This is a genomic window from Prochlorococcus sp., from assembly GCF_965655815.1.
In the GTDB taxonomy this organism is placed as follows: Bacteria; Cyanobacteriota; Cyanobacteriia; order PCC-6307; family Cyanobiaceae; genus Prochlorococcus_A; species Prochlorococcus_A pastoris.
Genome location: NZ_CBFHHZ010000001.1, coordinates 215,511 through 231,003, shown reverse-complemented (window position 1 = coordinate 231,003; position 15,493 = coordinate 215,511). Strand labels below are relative to the sequence as shown.

General features: G+C 30.8%; 15 protein-coding genes and 1 tRNA gene. 6 read left to right on the top strand and 10 right to left on the bottom strand.

Features of this window, described 5'->3' with window-relative positions; all coding sequences use genetic code 11:
- Positions 1-14: 14 nt before the first annotated feature.
- From aspS to mazG, 5 genes are read right to left on the bottom strand one after another with little or no spacing between them, the layout of a single operon-like run.
- Positions 15-1,811 (bottom strand): aspartate--tRNA ligase, encoded by a 1,797-nt coding sequence (gene aspS / locus ACTF45_RS01210; RefSeq protein WP_288346577.1) that lies wholly within the window; start codon positions 1,809-1,811, stop codon positions 15-17.
- Between the two features lie 58 nt (positions 1,812-1,869).
- Positions 1,870-2,982: a glycine cleavage system aminomethyltransferase GcvT gene (gcvT, locus tag ACTF45_RS01205; protein WP_438949195.1), complete on the bottom strand. Its 1,113-nt coding sequence runs from the start codon at positions 2,980-2,982 to the stop codon at positions 1,870-1,872.
- Positions 2,983-3,032: 50 nt separating this feature from the next.
- On the bottom strand, positions 3,033-3,917 hold the full coding sequence (gene speB / locus ACTF45_RS01200) for an agmatinase (RefSeq protein ID WP_288346579.1): 885 nt from the start codon (positions 3,915-3,917) through the stop codon (positions 3,033-3,035).
- A gap of 1 nt (position 3,918) precedes the next feature.
- Positions 3,919-4,770 carry a polyamine aminopropyltransferase gene (gene speE, locus ACTF45_RS01195; protein ID WP_288346580.1) on the bottom strand — a complete coding sequence of 284 codons (852 nt, stop codon included), beginning with the start codon at positions 4,768-4,770 and terminating at the stop codon, positions 3,919-3,921.
- The gene (gene mazG, locus ACTF45_RS01190) at positions 4,767-5,621 is read right to left on the bottom strand and encodes a nucleoside triphosphate pyrophosphohydrolase (RefSeq protein WP_288346581.1); all 855 of its coding nucleotides are present in this window, start codon (positions 5,619-5,621) and stop codon (positions 4,767-4,769) included. Before mazG ends, speE begins: the two co-directional genes overlap by 4 nt.
- A gap of 98 nt (positions 5,622-5,719) precedes the next feature.
- Between mazG and ACTF45_RS01185 the strand changes: the two genes are divergently transcribed.
- The 4 genes from ACTF45_RS01185 to ACTF45_RS01170 all read left to right on the top strand — a co-directional run bounded on the left by ACTF45_RS01185 (position 5,720) and on the right by ACTF45_RS01170 (position 9,611).
- Positions 5,720-5,791, top strand: a tRNA-Val gene (locus tag ACTF45_RS01185).
- A gap of 16 nt (positions 5,792-5,807) precedes the next feature.
- Entirely contained in the window at positions 5,808-6,149 is a 342-nt protein-coding gene (locus ACTF45_RS01180) for an AIR synthase (protein ID WP_288346582.1), read from the top strand.
- A 92-nt stretch (positions 6,150-6,241) separates the two neighbouring features.
- The gene (locus tag ACTF45_RS01175; RefSeq protein ID WP_438949194.1) at positions 6,242-8,998 is read left to right on the top strand and encodes a valine--tRNA ligase; all 2,757 of its coding nucleotides are present in this window, start codon (positions 6,242-6,244) and stop codon (positions 8,996-8,998) included.
- Between the two features lies 1 nt (position 8,999).
- Positions 9,000-9,611, top strand: a complete 612-nt coding sequence (locus tag ACTF45_RS01170) for a TVP38/TMEM64 family protein (protein ID WP_288346584.1) — start codon at positions 9,000-9,002, stop codon at positions 9,609-9,611.
- Here ACTF45_RS01170 and ACTF45_RS01165 read toward each other — a convergent pair.
- The 3 genes from ACTF45_RS01165 to ACTF45_RS01155 all read right to left on the bottom strand — a co-directional run bounded on the left by ACTF45_RS01165 (position 9,601) and on the right by ACTF45_RS01155 (position 11,648).
- The gene (locus ACTF45_RS01165; RefSeq protein WP_438949330.1) at positions 9,601-9,789 is read right to left on the bottom strand and encodes a hypothetical protein; all 189 of its coding nucleotides are present in this window, start codon (positions 9,787-9,789) and stop codon (positions 9,601-9,603) included. The two genes, ACTF45_RS01170 and ACTF45_RS01165, sit on opposite strands and share 11 nt — an antisense overlap.
- A gap of 90 nt (positions 9,790-9,879) precedes the next feature.
- Positions 9,880-11,211 carry an ATP-dependent DNA ligase gene (locus tag ACTF45_RS01160; protein ID WP_438949193.1) on the bottom strand — a complete coding sequence of 444 codons (1,332 nt, stop codon included), beginning with the start codon at positions 11,209-11,211 and terminating at the stop codon, positions 9,880-9,882.
- A 17-nt stretch (positions 11,212-11,228) separates the two neighbouring features.
- Positions 11,229-11,648: a hypothetical protein gene (locus ACTF45_RS01155; protein WP_288346587.1), complete on the bottom strand. Its 420-nt coding sequence runs from the start codon at positions 11,646-11,648 to the stop codon at positions 11,229-11,231.
- An 85-nt stretch (positions 11,649-11,733) separates the two neighbouring features.
- Here ACTF45_RS01155 and ACTF45_RS01150 point away from each other — a divergent pair, with 85 nt between their 5' ends.
- Both ACTF45_RS01150 and ACTF45_RS01145 read left to right on the top strand, forming a co-directional pair.
- Entirely contained in the window at positions 11,734-12,261 is a 528-nt protein-coding gene (locus ACTF45_RS01150; protein WP_438949192.1) for a SprT family zinc-dependent metalloprotease, read from the top strand.
- Between the two features lie 85 nt (positions 12,262-12,346).
- Complete coding sequence (locus ACTF45_RS01145; RefSeq protein ID WP_438949191.1) at positions 12,347-12,916, top strand: RNA helicase; 570 nt, start codon at positions 12,347-12,349, stop codon at positions 12,914-12,916.
- On the opposite strand, the gene ACTF45_RS01140 is transcribed toward ACTF45_RS01145, so the two are convergent.
- A complete protein-coding gene (locus tag ACTF45_RS01140; protein ID WP_288346590.1) occupies positions 12,869-13,513 on the bottom strand; it encodes a chorismate lyase in 645 nt (214 codons plus the stop codon). The genes ACTF45_RS01145 and ACTF45_RS01140 overlap by 48 nt on opposite strands.
- A 6-nt stretch (positions 13,514-13,519) precedes the next feature.
- Positions 13,520-15,484 (bottom strand): tRNA uridine-5-carboxymethylaminomethyl(34) synthesis enzyme MnmG, encoded by a 1,965-nt coding sequence (mnmG, locus tag ACTF45_RS01135; RefSeq protein ID WP_288346591.1) that lies wholly within the window; start codon positions 15,482-15,484, stop codon positions 13,520-13,522.
- Positions 15,485-15,493 lie beyond the last annotated feature (9 nt).

The following is a 15,493-nucleotide window of genomic DNA, read 5'->3' as shown; positions in this document are numbered from 1 at the left end:
CATCCATAAATAGTTTATTCATCAATTGTTATTTCAATATCTAGTTCTTTTAATTGGGATTTGGAGACATTTGAAGGTGCATTTGTAAGAAGACATTTTGCTTGTTGATTTTTTGGAAAAGCGATTGTTTCCCTAATTGAATCTTCCCCCAAAATAAGCATTGTTATCCGATCTACCCCAAATGCTATTCCCCCATGAGGTGGAGCACCCATTTCGAGAGCTTCAATTAAAAAACCAAATTTTTCATTAATTTGATTATCTGTTAATCCAACTATTCTAAGAACTTCTCTTTGCATTTCAGCTTGATGGATACGCAGAGAACCACCACCTAACTCTAATCCATTTAGTACCAAGTCATATGCATGTGCTGTAGAGCTCTCTATTTTTTCTTTTAATTCTTTTGAATCTTCAAGCTTAATATTTTTAGGAGAACAAAACGGATGGTGTAAAGCTTCAAATCTTTTTTCTTCTTCATTCATTTCAAACATAGGGAAATCTGTGACCCATAAAAAGTTCCATTTATCCTTCTCTATTAGCTTTAAATCTTTTGCAATATATTGCCTGACTCTATCTAATGATTGATTTACAATTTGAGTATTTCCAGCCCCTAAAAGAATCAAGTCCCCATCTTTTGCTTCTGTTATTTTTAAAATATTAGAGATATGATCTTTATTTAGATTATTTTTTATTGCCCCAATTGTTTCAAGTTCATCTCCTTTAACTCTTATGAATGCTAAACCTCCAGCTCCTGCATCTTGGGCAACTTTAAAAATATCTCCTCCAGGTTTGATTCGTACGTTACTAATACTTGTGTTGCCATCTTTAATAGTTATGGATTTTATTGCTCCCCCATTCTGAATTGCTTTAGTGAAAATGTTAAAACCAATATTGCCGAGTATCCCACCTAGATTTTTAAGTAACATTTCATATCTTGTATCTGGTCTGTCTGTTCCATAGTTGTCCATGGCCTCCTGCCAAGTCATTCTTGGAAACTCCTTATTGAAGTTTATATTTAGTACATTTTTCCATACATTTTTTATTAGTTTTTCATTAAAAGAAATAATTTCTTCTTCACTTATAAAACTCATTTCAATATCAAGCTGAGTAAATTCTGGTTGTCTATCAGCTCTGAGATCTTCATCACGGAAACATTTTGCGATTTGATAGTACTTGTCTAACCCTCCTACCATTAAAAGTTGTTTAAACAATTGTGGAGATTGTGGTAAAGCAAAAAACTCACCGTTTGAAAGCCTAGCTGGAACTAAAAAATCTCTAGCTCCTTCTGGAGTCGATTTTGTCAGTAATGGCGTTTCTACCTCTGTAAATCCAGAATTATCAAGATATTCTCTTACTGCTTTAATAATTTTATGCCTTGTTTTTAAATTTTTGAGTAATTTTCCTCTTCTTAGATCTAAATATCTATATTTTAGTCTAAGCTCTTCTTTTGTATTTTCATAATCATGTACTGAGATAGGAAATGGTAAATTATTTTTTATTTGATTAAGAATTTGTAGCTCTTTAACTTTTAGTTCTAACTCTCCAGTGAGAATATTTTTATTTATCGAATCCTTTGGCCTTTCATTTACAATTCCATTAACCATTATCACAGTTTCATTTCTTAAAATCTCAGCCTGTTTAAAAAGAGTCTCACCATCTTCAGGATTAATAGTAATTTGCATAAATCCACTATGATCACGCAAATCTATAAAAATTACTCCACCATGATCTCTTCTTCGATCAACCCATCCACATAAATTAACTACTTTCCCAATATCTGACTTATTGAGTTCTTCACAAATTTTGTTTCGCATCTAGAAATGACTTATTGAGCAATAATTAACAATAATAATTCTTCAAGGGCAAATTTAGTTAAATATCTTTTTTATAAAAAGCTCTTTTCGTTATGGTACCTTTGAATGTTTTACCTCTGATTAAAATTTCAACAACATTATTTAAAGTAGCGTAAGAATTTTGAATATAAGCAAAAGCTATTGCCTTTTGCTTAGTAGGGGACCAACTACCGCTAGTTATAGTTCCAATATTTTCTCCATCTTTAAATACTTCGCATCCTTTTCTTCCAATAGCTCTCCCTTCAATATTTAGACCAACTAACTTTTTATTAATACCTAATCTTGATTGTTTTTCAAGAAACTCTCTTCCAAAAAAGTCATGATTATTTTCTAAATGTACTAGCCAACCTAATCCTGCTTCATATGGTGTAGTTGTTTCATCTAAATCTTGTCCATATAAGTGCATTCCTGCTTCAAGTCTTAAGGTATCTCTAGCACCTAAACCACAAGGCTTAATATTTTTTGAAACTAAGAAATCCCATAAATTAATTGCTGCTTTTGCGGATAATAGGATTTCTAAACCGTTTTCACCTGTATAGCCCGTTTTCGAAAAGAAAATCTTTTCTTTGGACGAAATATGTTTAAAGATTTTATATTCACAACCAAAGTAAGGGATATATGAAATCGATGATTTAATCCATTCTTCGAATAATTTAAAGGAATTTTTGCCTTGTAGTGCAAAGAGGACCTTATCTTTTTTAGCATTTGATATTGAAATATTATTGGTATTTAAATTATTTTTAATCCAAGAAAAATCAATTTGGTATCTGCTCGCATTTACTATTAAAAAAATTTCTGAGATATCCTCTTCTTGTTGACCAAGGTCATAAATTATTAGGTCATCTATTATTCCTCCCTTTTCATTAAGCATTAATGTATAAAGCCCTTGTCCTTCTGAAAAGGAATATAAATTAGTAGGAAAAAATTTTTGAATATATTCTTTTGGATTAATTCCTCTAAGAGAAATTACACCCATGTGGGAAATATCAAAGAATCCTGCTGATGTTCTTACTGATTCATGTTCGTTTATTAATCCCGAAAAGGATATGGGCATTTCCCAACCTGCAAAATTGACTAACTTTGCATTTGACTCAATATATTTTGAATAAAGTGGACTTTTAAGCAAATCCATGAAACATTTAATGAGTTATTTTGTTTTTCATACTCTAGTTTAGAAATTTTTTATTGCATATTTTGTACTGACATAATTAAGCTTCTCAGTACTTTTGCGGCAACTATACTACTAACTCCGCTACTATCAATTTCTGGAGATAATTCCACAATATCTGAAGCGACAATTCTAAATTCTTTTAGAGTTTCAAGAATTACTTCAAAGTCATTCCAAAAAAAACCTCCTGGTTCTGGAGTTCCCGTACCAGGTAATAAACTTGGGTCAAACCAATCCAAATCTATTGTTAAATATATTGGAGAATTAGAGTAAGGAAGAAGGGCTTTTTTAAATTCTTGAGCATTTCCTCCTGGCAAGAATTTTACTAATTGCTTTTTTTGACTCATAAATTTAAACTCTTCTTTGGTACCACTTCTTATTCCGACTTGCAAAATCTTTTTTTCAGGTAAAAGATCTAAGCATCTTTGCATTGCACAAGCATGACTATGTTCATTCCCCATATATGAGGTTCTTAGATCTGCATGAGCATCTAGTTGAATTAAAATCAGATCTGGATATTTATTTGCTAACGCCTCAATAGCACCACTAGTAATAGAGTGCTCACCTCCAAGCATAATGGGAGTAAGCTTTCTACTCATAATGAAATCTGTTGCTGATTTGACTGCTTTAATGACAGACTTTGAGTCATTTTTATCTATTTCTAGTGAACCAAAATCAACATAATTAAAATCTTCTAAATCTTTTCCTAATCTTGGACAAAATGTCTCTAAGCATGTGCTTACTTGCCTTATGGCATTTGGACCAAATCTAGTCCCTGACTTATAAGAGCATGTACCATCATAATTCACTCCAAATATTCCAATTGAACAATCATCTGGATTTCTTTTAGCCCCCATAAAAATTGCACTTTCGTTATCAAATAAATTTTTATTGATCATTTTACGAATTGAGTTCTTTTACAATTTTATTTGGCATCATTTTGAATGCAGCATTTTGAAAATTTAAATTCCAAACATCACAATTACTTTCTATATCCATGACTTCTTTGTAATTGACTTTTGATAAATTTAATTCTTCATCTGAAGCGAATGTCCAACTCCAAATACCACTTGGATATATTGGCACAAATGAATACATAGTTTCAGATAATTTAAATATTTTATTGAGTGATTTCAAAATATGTATATGAATATTTTTGAATGATTCAGGTGATTCGCTTTGAGTCGCTAATATTCCCTTTTTCGTGAGTATTCTTTTACATTCTTTATAAAAGGAATCTGTAAATAATAAATTAGAAAATTCTGATGGATCTGAACAATCTATAAAAATAACATCATAAAAATTATCTTTAGTTTTTTCCACCCATTTAACTCCATCATCAATATGTATAGCTAATCTTTTATCACTCCACGCTCCACCTCCAATTTCTTGTAAAAATGTTTTAGATACTTTGATCACTTCTTCATCAATTTCTACCAAATCAATTTTTGCAACTTGAGAGTATTTTAAGCATTCTCTTGCAGTTCCACCATCACCTCCTCCAATAATCAGAATGTGAGATTTCTTATCAATGCTACTTAACGCTGGATGGACAAGACATTCATGATAATATTTTTCGTCTCTCAATGACGTCATCCAGCATCCATCTAACATTAAAGCTTTACCATAAAAATCAGACTCTATAATGAGAATTTCTTGATATTTAGAATTTTTTTTAAGTAATACTTTCCCATTGAGCCCAAATCTTGAGCCTTTGTGATACTCATCTATCCAAGTTGGCATATCTTTCATTTTTTTTTCAATTTTTCTCTCATTATTGTTTTTTTAGCAACTTCCCAAAGCCGCTGAAAATCTTTTGGGTTTTGTTTTTTAATATTATCTCCTACTTGATCTTCCATTATTGCAAATCTGTCTAAAAATTTTTTATTAGTTTTTTGAAGAGATGATTCTGGATTTATTTTTAGAAAGTTTGAAAGACTTATCAAAGTAAAGTAAACATCTCCAAATTCATCTTTGATATCATGTGCCTTTTTGCTTTTTATTGCCTCTTTTAATTCGCATATTTCTTCATCTAATTTATCAAAAATCTTTTTACTACTTTCCCACTTAAAACCGTATTCTTTAACAGTATTAGTAATCTGGTTTGATCCAATAGTTGCAGGTAGACTTTTTACTTTTGAATTCAATTGTCTACTAATTGATGATTTCTTATAGAACGTCTTATTTTCAGAATTTTTAATATTTCTCCAAATTTCTTGTGACTTTTTTAATGATACTTTTTCTTTTTTTTTAAAAATATAGGGATGTCTATTAATAATTTTTTTATTTAAATTTTCAATAACATCTTTTAATTCAAATTGTTTTTCTTCAAAGCCAATTTCCGAATGAAGCATTATTTGTAATAGGAGATCCCCTAATTCTTCACAAATATTATTCGCGTTTTTTTCATATATTGCATCAATCAATTCACCACTTTCTTCATTTAAAAATGGGATCAAGGATTTATGTGATTGTATTTTTTGCCATGGGCAGCCCCACGTTTTATCTTTCAAATATTTAACATTTGATATTAAAATTTTGAAACTCTCTAAAGTGTTTTGCTCACTATCTTTCTGATTGTTATATCCATTGTTTAAGTTCATAAAACTGTATCTTATTTATTCAATTTTGACTTAATCATGAAATTTTTAAAGACTAAGTATAAAATTATCAACTTCATCTACTAGAATGAATAACTATAGGGCGATTAGCTCAGCGGTAGAGCGCCTGCCTTACAAGCAGGATGTCCCTGGTTCGAACCCTGGATCGCCCATTTTCTTTTTATAACAATGACTGAGATCGTTAATCTTTCAATCAGTCAAACTGCAGCATCAGAGCTTTCAAGGCAAGCATCCTTTGGTGGATCGCCGGGTGAAATGTTTATTGATTTAATCAAAGATGATATAGGCTCAGAAGGATGGATGCATATTAAATTAAAACCCGGTACATTTAATGGATCACCAATATCCAGAACTGAAGGCATAACTTTATATGCTGACAGTAAAAAGTTCTCCTTGTTAAAAGATTTAAAACTTGATTATTACAGTGATTTAAGTGGTGGAGGTTTTCTTATCTCAACTCCTAAAAATGCTAAGAGGTGTGCTTGTGGTTCTGGTTTTAAACTCTTGTAGTTTTACATATATTTTGCAAACTGATATTTTTTTTAATTATTTGCTTCTATCAATATAAAATAAGTAAAAAGCTAATGAAATAACTATTGCAAATGAATGAGTCGAATGATGAACTTACATTAAATAATTATTTGCCTTCACAGGTAGAACAAAAATGGCAAAAGCAATGGGATAGTTTAAGAGCATTTAGTCCTAATCCTAGTGATAAAGGGGACCCTTTTTGTATAGTTATTCCGCCTCCAAATGTGACAGGGTCTTTGCATATGGGCCATGCTTTCAATACTGCATTAATAGACGTGATTATTCGTTTTCAAAGACTTCTTGGTAAAAATGTTTTATGTTTACCTGGTACCGATCATGCTTCAATAGCCGTTCAAACTATTCTTGAAAAACAATTAAAAACTGAGGGTAAAAATAGCGAAGATATTGGCAGAGAGGAATTTTTAAAAAGAGCCTGGATTTGGAAAGAGCAAAGTGGGGGTAAAATAATATCCCAATTAAAGAGGATTGGGTATTCCGTAGACTGGGAAAGGGAACGATTTACTTTAGATGAAAAATTGAATGAAGCAGTTGTTGAAGCATTTAATATTTTGCATGAGAAAAAACTAATTTATAGAGGTGAATATTTAGTTAATTGGTGTCCAGCATCTCAATCAGCAGTTAGTGATCTTGAAGTTGAAATGCAGGAGGTTAATGGATATTTATGGCATTTTAAATATCCACTAATTTCTGATCAGGGTCAAATCTTAGATGAATATTTAGAGGTCGCAACAACTCGACCTGAAACCTTATTGGGAGATACCGCTTTAGCTGTAAACCCAAACGATGAAAGATATAAAAAATATATTGCTAAAAAAGTGAAAGTACCTTTTGTTGATAGAGAAATACCTGTTATTTCTGACATACATGTTGATAAGGATTTTGGTACAGGTTGTGTAAAGGTTACCCCAGCTCATGATCCTAATGATTTTGCTATCGGCAAAAGGAATAATTTAAAGCAAATCAATATAATGAATAAAGATGGAACTCTTAATATTAATGCAGGAAAGTTTCAGGATTTAGATAGATTTGATGCTAGAAAACAAATCATAAAGGAATTAGATACTTTAGGTTTATTAACTAAAATAGAAAACTATAAAAATACAGTACCTTTTTCTGATAGAGGAAAAGTCCCAATTGAGCCATTATTGTCAACCCAGTGGTTTTTGAAAATGGACAATATTTCTTCAAGTTGTCTAAAAGAACTAGATTCTAAAAAGCCTACCTTTATTCCTCAGCGTTGGGAGAAAGTTTATAAAGATTGGTTAGATAATATCAATGATTGGTGTATTAGTAGACAATTATGGTGGGGACATCAAATTCCTGCATGGTATGTATTAAAACAATCAGAAGATTCAATAGATCAAAATACTCCATATGTTGTTGCCAGAAATGAGAAAGAAGCATTAAGCAAAGCTATTAAAGAATTTGGGTCTAATTTGCAACTTATTCGTGATAAGGATGTTTTAGATACTTGGTTTTCAAGTGGTTTATGGCCTTTTTCTACATTGGGGTGGCCTAATATCAATGATGCAGATTTTAAAAAATGGTATCCAAATAGTGTTTTAGTTACTGGTTTCGATATTATTTTCTTTTGGGTAGCAAGAATGACAATGATGGGGAAAACTTTTACGAATAATATTCCATTCAAAGATGTTTATATTCATGGTTTAGTTCGAGATGAAAATAATAAAAAAATGAGTAAAAGTTCAGGTAACGGAATTGATCCTTTACTGTTGATTGATAAATATGGTTCTGATGCTTTACGATTTGCTTTACTTCGTGAAGTCGCTGGCGCTGGTCAGGATATAAGGCTTGACTTTGATAGGAAAGAAAATACTTCTTCAACAGTTGAAGCATCAAGGAATTTTGCAAATAAACTTTGGAATGCTACTAAATTTGTTTTAATAAATAAAACTTTTTCTGAAAATTATTCTTTAAATGAGAGTGATGAAAAATATTTAGAATTATCTGACAAGTGGATTTTATCAAAATTAAATCAGTTAAATACAAAAGTATCTAATCTTTTAATTGAATATAAATTAGGCGAATCTGCAAAATTATTATATGAATTTGCATGGAATGACTTTTGTGATTGGTATGTTGAATTTGCAAAACAAAAATTCAATAATAAAGAATCCCACAACAGAAAATTATCTGAAAAAATATTAATTAAAGTACTAACTGATGTGTTGGTTATGATGCATCCCTTTATGCCACATATCACTGAAGAACTTTGGCATAAATTGCAAAAAAAACCTGAACAAATTTTATTATCTCTTCAGAAATGGCCTGTATTAGAAAAAAAATATATAAATTCTCAAATAGATAAATCCTTTCAAGAGCTCTTTGAAATAATTAGATTGATTAGAAATCTTAGGGTTGAGTTAGGACTTAAGCCATCTCAACTGGTTCCTGTTTACTTGATTTCAGATAATGTTGAATTAACTAACTTTTTGAAAACTTTAATAGTTGATATTAAAACTTTTACTAAGTCATCTGAAGTTTTTATTTGTAAATCTAAGGATATCGATAAAAACGACTTTGCTAAGTCTTTTTCTGGAATTATTGGTGAAATAGAAGTTTATTTACCCTTTAGTGATTTTGTAAATCTAGAAGCTTTAAAGGATAGACTTACTAAGGACCTGCAAAAAGTTAATTCTGATATAGAAACATTAAATAAGAGAATATCCAACAAAAATTTTATAGACAAAGCTCCTAAAGATATTGTTGAGGAATGTTTTGCCAAGTTGAAAGAAGGAAATTTGCAATCGGAAAGAATAAATAAAAAACTTAAATTATTAAAATGATATGACTTCTTTTTTTGAAAATATCTATGACATAGCCTATTTTTTTAATACAAATATTGGGATTTTTGCTTTTATCCTTTTATATATTTTCATTGTTTTATTAATTCTTCCTGCCTCTTGGTTATCTTTATTATCTGGTTTTTTATATGGTTCTTATTTCGGTTCAATAATAGTTTTTTTTGCTGCAGTTATTGGTGCTTCAGTAGCATTCTTTATTTCAAAAAGTTTTTTATCAATAAAGCTTAAAAAAGTTATTAATCGTTTCCCCAGATTAAGTCTTATGGAACAAGTAGTGCAGAAAGGTGGTCTCAAATTAATCCTTTTAGCGCGACTTTCTCCTCTCTTTCCTTTTAGTATTCTTAATTATTTTTATGGGTTAAATAATATTAAATTTAGAAACTTTGCTCTTGGTCTTTTAGGAATCATTCCTGGAACATTTCTTTATTGTTCTATAGGGAGCTTGGCAAAAAGTTTGCAGGATTTAAAAAATTTACAGCCAACAAATAATTTATTTATAACAATTATAAGTGTGGTTTCTACTTTGATGGTTGTTTATTTTTCAGCAAAGTATGCCAAAGAATATATTAATGAGTCAAAAGACATTAGTCTCTAATATTCCAATCTCTTATAGAAGCAATAATTACAAACCAAAAAAGTCTTAATTTTCCAAACAAACTTTTATTAGATTGTAATTCTACATATTTTGCCTGACCGCAAGGGGTTTTAATATATTTGAAAAGGTTTTTGTTATCCATAAAATCAATATCCCTAGGTAGTAATTTATTAATCATTAATAGTTTATTTCATTATCTACTTTTTTAGTTTTTCATAATTTACTGCTGGCTTAAATATTGACTTCTATGAAACGAATTACCTTGAAATTATATTTTTTCACCTGGTTCGAAACCTCTAAAGCACTTGAATCTTGGGAACCTGAGACTGAATGTTTCAGCATCTTGAGATTGAGTTCTTGCATCAGCTCTGATTTCTACCATTTGGCCGATTAGTTTATCTTTTCTACTCCAATATTCTTCACGTTGAGAATCACTAAATCCACTCCCGCAATTAAGACGATAATTATATTGATCATCATTACCTTCAACCAGGATTGCTCCAAGTCTGCCTTCGTTTCTGCCTGTCCCTTCCTCTATTGCTACAACTCTTAAGGTAACTTCTATGAATGGTTTTGCTTTTAACCAATTATGTGTTCTTTTGCATTCATACCACCCATGAGGATTTTTAATCATCACGCCTTCATATCCTCCCTCTACCGCTGATTTGTTAAGTTCTACAAATCTACTTTGTCCTTCAGGAGTATCTAAATCAACATTTTCCCATTCAAGTGTTTGGACATGTTTTAAAAGAGTTGCATTTTTTGCTACCCAATCTTTTACCAACATACTTCTAGTAGTTTGATCTTTTTCCCATAAACCCTTTTTGAAATCTTTAATTGGACATAAATCAAATAAGTGTAAAACTGCATCTTTGGATTGTTTGCCATCTTTTCTATGTACTTGCTTCATTAGGTCTTGAAAATTAGCACTCATTACTTCACCGTCTAAGACTAAATCGTAGGGGGCAGGATGTTTCTCTAATACTTTTTCTATTTCTGTAATGATATGACCAAAGTTATTAAATTGTTTTCCGTTTCGAGAAAACATTTCTACTTTATTTTTTCTAATAATTGTTAATACTCTGACTCCGTCTAATTTAATCTCAATTTGTTTCTTCCCTATCATTTTCTTTTCATGGTTTGCGCTGTCATGTGCAAGGGGACATGAGAAGATAGGTATAGCATACTTTGGAAATTTTTTTGCAACTTTGTTTATTGTTTTTTCAGAAACCCCACAACGAAGATCTTTAATCAATACTCGTCTATAAAATCCGTTCCATTGTTCTTTAGTTGCAGATTTCATAACTAAATTGATCGCATCTCTAGCGGCATGCCCAGTAAGTTCTCTTTTGATTAATTGATTTGTTAATACTTTAAAAATACTCCATTTACATCCTTGACCAGATGCCTCTTCTTTTTTTTCAGGTACTTGCTTTACACCAAAAGTTACTAAAGGATCTAAGGCCATAGTTATTCCCTCAAAAAAATCATTCAGCCCATTTTCCATTGCTTCTAAAATGATTTTTTCTTTATCTAATCTGCTTGGGTGTAATTCTAATTTTTTTATTATTTCTTCTTTCCGAAGTTCTTCATGTTTCACAAGTTTTTGAACCTTTCCTAATTTACTTTAGCTATTCTGTCTATCTTCCAATCTTTATCACTTTTTGAAAAAGTAAAATCTAAGGGAAGCTCATCTTTCTTATCCTCAGATTTTAAATTTAAAGTAATTATGATTTGATCTTCTTGAACTCTTGGTCTACCTGACTTTAGATTTCTATACTTATTTAAATTTAAGCCAGCTAAAAATTTTAAAAAGTCTTGACGTTTTACATGTGTTTTATAAGTTTTAGTAGTAAGTCCATATGCAGCGTCAATTCTACCTGCTGCCACTTGATCAAAAAATTTCCGAACTAATGGATTAATTCCTCTAGCGCTTATAACAAGTTTAACAGCATTGAAGGTCCAAAAAGAAACAAGTACTGCTCCACCAACCAATAAAGCTTTTATACCAATATCTTTAACTAGTAATGCATCCATTTTGTAATCAGTTTTCTTTAATTTTAAGAAAATAAATCGTCATTGATGACTTTTTTTGTCAAAATAATACTAAATTTAATTGTTAATGTCTCTAATTCCTCTTTTACCAGTATTTCATAAGTTTAATAGGCAATTTTTTGATCAATCTTTAACAACTAATAGAGAACCTTTAGTAAAGGTTAGATGGAGCGATAATAGATTAAAAACAACTGCAGGTTTTTATAAGCGTAAACAACTTAAAGGAGTAATTGATTCTGAAATAATTTTGTCAAAGCCAATTTTAAGTAAATTATCGTGTAATGAAATTCATAGTACTTTATGTCATGAAATGATTCATGCATGGGTAGATAGGATTTTGAATATTAATGAGATACATGGACCAAATTTTTTGAGTAAGATGAATGAAATTAACAAAGTAGAAAATAATTTTCAGATAAGTATTAGACATAATTTTCCTGTTGAAAGAAAGGCATTAAAATATACCGGCAAATGTTTAAATTGTGGGGAGAAATATATGTATAGAAAAAGAATTAAAAATATTGCTTGTAAGAAATGTTGTAATTTGTTCTTTAATGGATCCTGGAATAAAAACTGTCTAATTTTGTTTGATTGATAATTTGAAAAATGTGATTTTGTTTCTTTATTTAGAATTTCCTATTATGTTGTTGTAACTTGATATTTAAAAACAAAGATAATTTATGAATTCTCGCAGACCTAGAAACTTTAGAAATAATTTTGATAGAACAATACTTGATAAACAAGTTGATAAAATTTTTGAAACAGGCAGACAATTTGTCGATGGTGTATCAGGTTCTAGACCCGGTAAAAAAAGAAGTACTGATTTTCAAGGAATATCTCGCAGGAATGTTAAAAATGTCGGAAGATGGGTATCCGATAAAATGGATATGTTTTTTGAAGAAGAAGACGATGATTGGTCTGATCAGGAAAATAGTTATGAAGAGGCACAAGATATTAAATCTTTTTCAAGAGAATCTAAATTTATTGATCTTGAGAAACCATTTTCTAAGCGTCCTTTAGAGGCTTTATCTTTAAGGCAACCTAAAAGTATACAGATAGACGAACAAAAGAAGTTGCCTTATGGAAAATCAAACTCTTTTGATGAATGGCCGGATGATTCAGATTTAAAAGTTGATAGATGGCAAAGATCTTCTGAAAAAATCAATGAGATTAATGTAAATCAAGATAATCCAAAAAGCGTTTCAAATAATGGAAGAAGTATTCCGAGGTCTAGACGAAGAAGAATATAGATTAGAGAAATTTTGAATTCCTGATGGTCCTAACCAAGTTTCTAAAAGAGGATTGAAGACTTCGCGAATAATAGTTAGAGGTTTTTTATTACGAAAAAATCTGTAATTTCTTGACCAAAATGGGCCTTCAAAACAAAATTCTTCCTCTAACCAATTTGAATTAACTATTGAAATGCTGTCCACTTCTCTAAATAATTCTGATCTATCTTGAGTTAAGTTTTTCCAGATTGGTTCTTCTTTTGATTTTAAATTTTGACTGACTTGTTCTGAATTCCACCAACTTTCAGCCCAGGCAAGATTTTTGTTTTGATTTCTAATCCAAACTTGCCTTCTAATTAAGGGTTCTTTTAATTGATCGATTTCTCTTGGACCCTCTTTTTTAAATAGAGGATCTATCTGCATAGATATTAATCTGATTTTTGTTTCGTGATTAGTTAAAAGTTGTAAATGTCTTGTTGGACTTCCATCCCCTAGTAACATTAATTTCCATGCCCCAGATATTTTTGGTAAAGCATTTGCGACTAAAAAGGCAGTAGCTTTCTCTTCCCATAAAATTTTTGGTGAGTTGAAGAGTTTATTATTCAGAGCTGTTACCAATATCTTTTATGATGATAACTTTTTTTCAGCAAAGCTAGTTGTGTTTTCTTTTTTTAGTTCCTTAATTTTGAGCCAAACTAGTAATGCTGTTAAATCAGCTTTACTTACACCGGGTATCTTGGATGCATCACCAAAATTAGTAGGTTTTATTTTATTTAAATTTTCACGGGCTTCTAGAGATAAAGTATCTATTTGGTCATAGTTAATTTCTGATGAAAGTGATTTGAGACTTTGACGATTTATCTGATCAATATTATTTTTTTGTCTTTTAAGGTAGCCTTCGTATTTAATATCTATTTCAACTCCTTCAATTACTGATATCGGAAGAGTTTTATCTACCAAATCATATTTTATAAAATCAGAATAGTGAAGATTGGGTCTTTTTAAAAGTTCTTTTAATGTTGTTGATCCTTTAATTTTTGATCCACTATCTAACTCTATTTTTTTAGCGACTTCATCAGTACATTTTAAACGTGTATTTTCTAATCTTGAATTTTCTTCTTTAAGTGATTTCATTTTTTTCTTATGAGCCAACCATCTTCTTTCATCTATTAAGCCAATTTCAAAACCTAAAGGAGTTAATCTCCTATCAGCATTATCTCCTCGCAAGGTAAGTCTATATTCACTTCTACTTGTGAGGACTCTATATGGTTCTTTAAGATCTCTTGTAATTAAGTCATTTATCATGGTGCCTATATAGCTGCTCTCTCTTGAAAATATTATTGGATCTTTCATATTTAGTTTTCTAGTTGCATTAATTCCTGCAACTAATCCTTGGGCAGCAGCTTCTTCATAGCCAGTTGTTCCATTGATTTGTCCAGCACTAAATAAATTTTCTATCTCAATTGTTTCTAATGATGACTTAAGTTGTGTCGCAGGGATGTATTCATATTCAACAGCATAAGCAGGCCTAAGCATTTTACATTTATTTAATCCTGGCAATGTTCTTAAAAGTTCTAATTGAATATTTTCAGGTAACCCAGTAGAGAATCCTTGTACGTATATTTCTGGTGTATTTATCCCTTCAGGTTCTAAGAAAATTTGATGTGAATTTTTGTCTGCAAATTTTACAATCTTGTCTTCGATTGAAGGGCAATATCTAGGCCCTTTACTATCTATAAATCCTCCATAGATTGGAGTTAAATGCAAATTATTACGAATTAATTCATGAGTTTTTAAAGTTGTTCTTGTTATGTGACAACTTACTTGCGGCATATTGTTTTTGATTTTGGGATCAAACGAAAAATATTTATCTGCAGCTGTACTTGGTTGAATATCTAATTCATCAAAAGAAATACTCTTTTTATCCACTCTTGCAGGAGTTCCAGTTTTTAATCGCTCAGTTTTTATTCCAAGATTATGTAAGCTTTGCGTTAATCCTTGTGCCGCTTGCTCTCCAGATCTCCCTGCAGACATTGATTTATTACCTATCCATATTTTTCCTTCCAAAAAAGTTCCTGCAGTAATTATTATTGATTTTGCAGAATAGTAGGTTCCAAAAAAAGTTTTTACACCTTTGATTTTTTTAGTCTTATTCTTTGAGTTATTGGTAAAAGTTTCAGCCTCTTTTATCACTAATTCAGTTATCATAGCCTCCTTTAACGAAAGATTATCTGTGTTTTGGAGTATTTCTATCATTCGTTTAGAGTATTCTCTTTTGTCTGTTTGAGCCCTTAATGCCCAAACGGCTGGCCCCCTACTCGCATTTAAAATTCTTTTTTGGATTGCAGTTTCATCAGCTAATTGTCCAATGATTCCTCCTAAAGCATCAACCTCATGGACTAATTGACTTTTTGCTGGCCCACCTACAGCTGGATTACATGGTTGCCAAGCAATCCTATCTAAATTTATTGTAAATAACGCAGTAGAAAATCCTAATTTTGCTGTCGTAATTGCAGCTTCACAACCTGCATGTCCCCCTCCAATAACAATAATGTCAAAAGACTCATTTGGGGATTGTGGATCTTTCATTATCGTGAT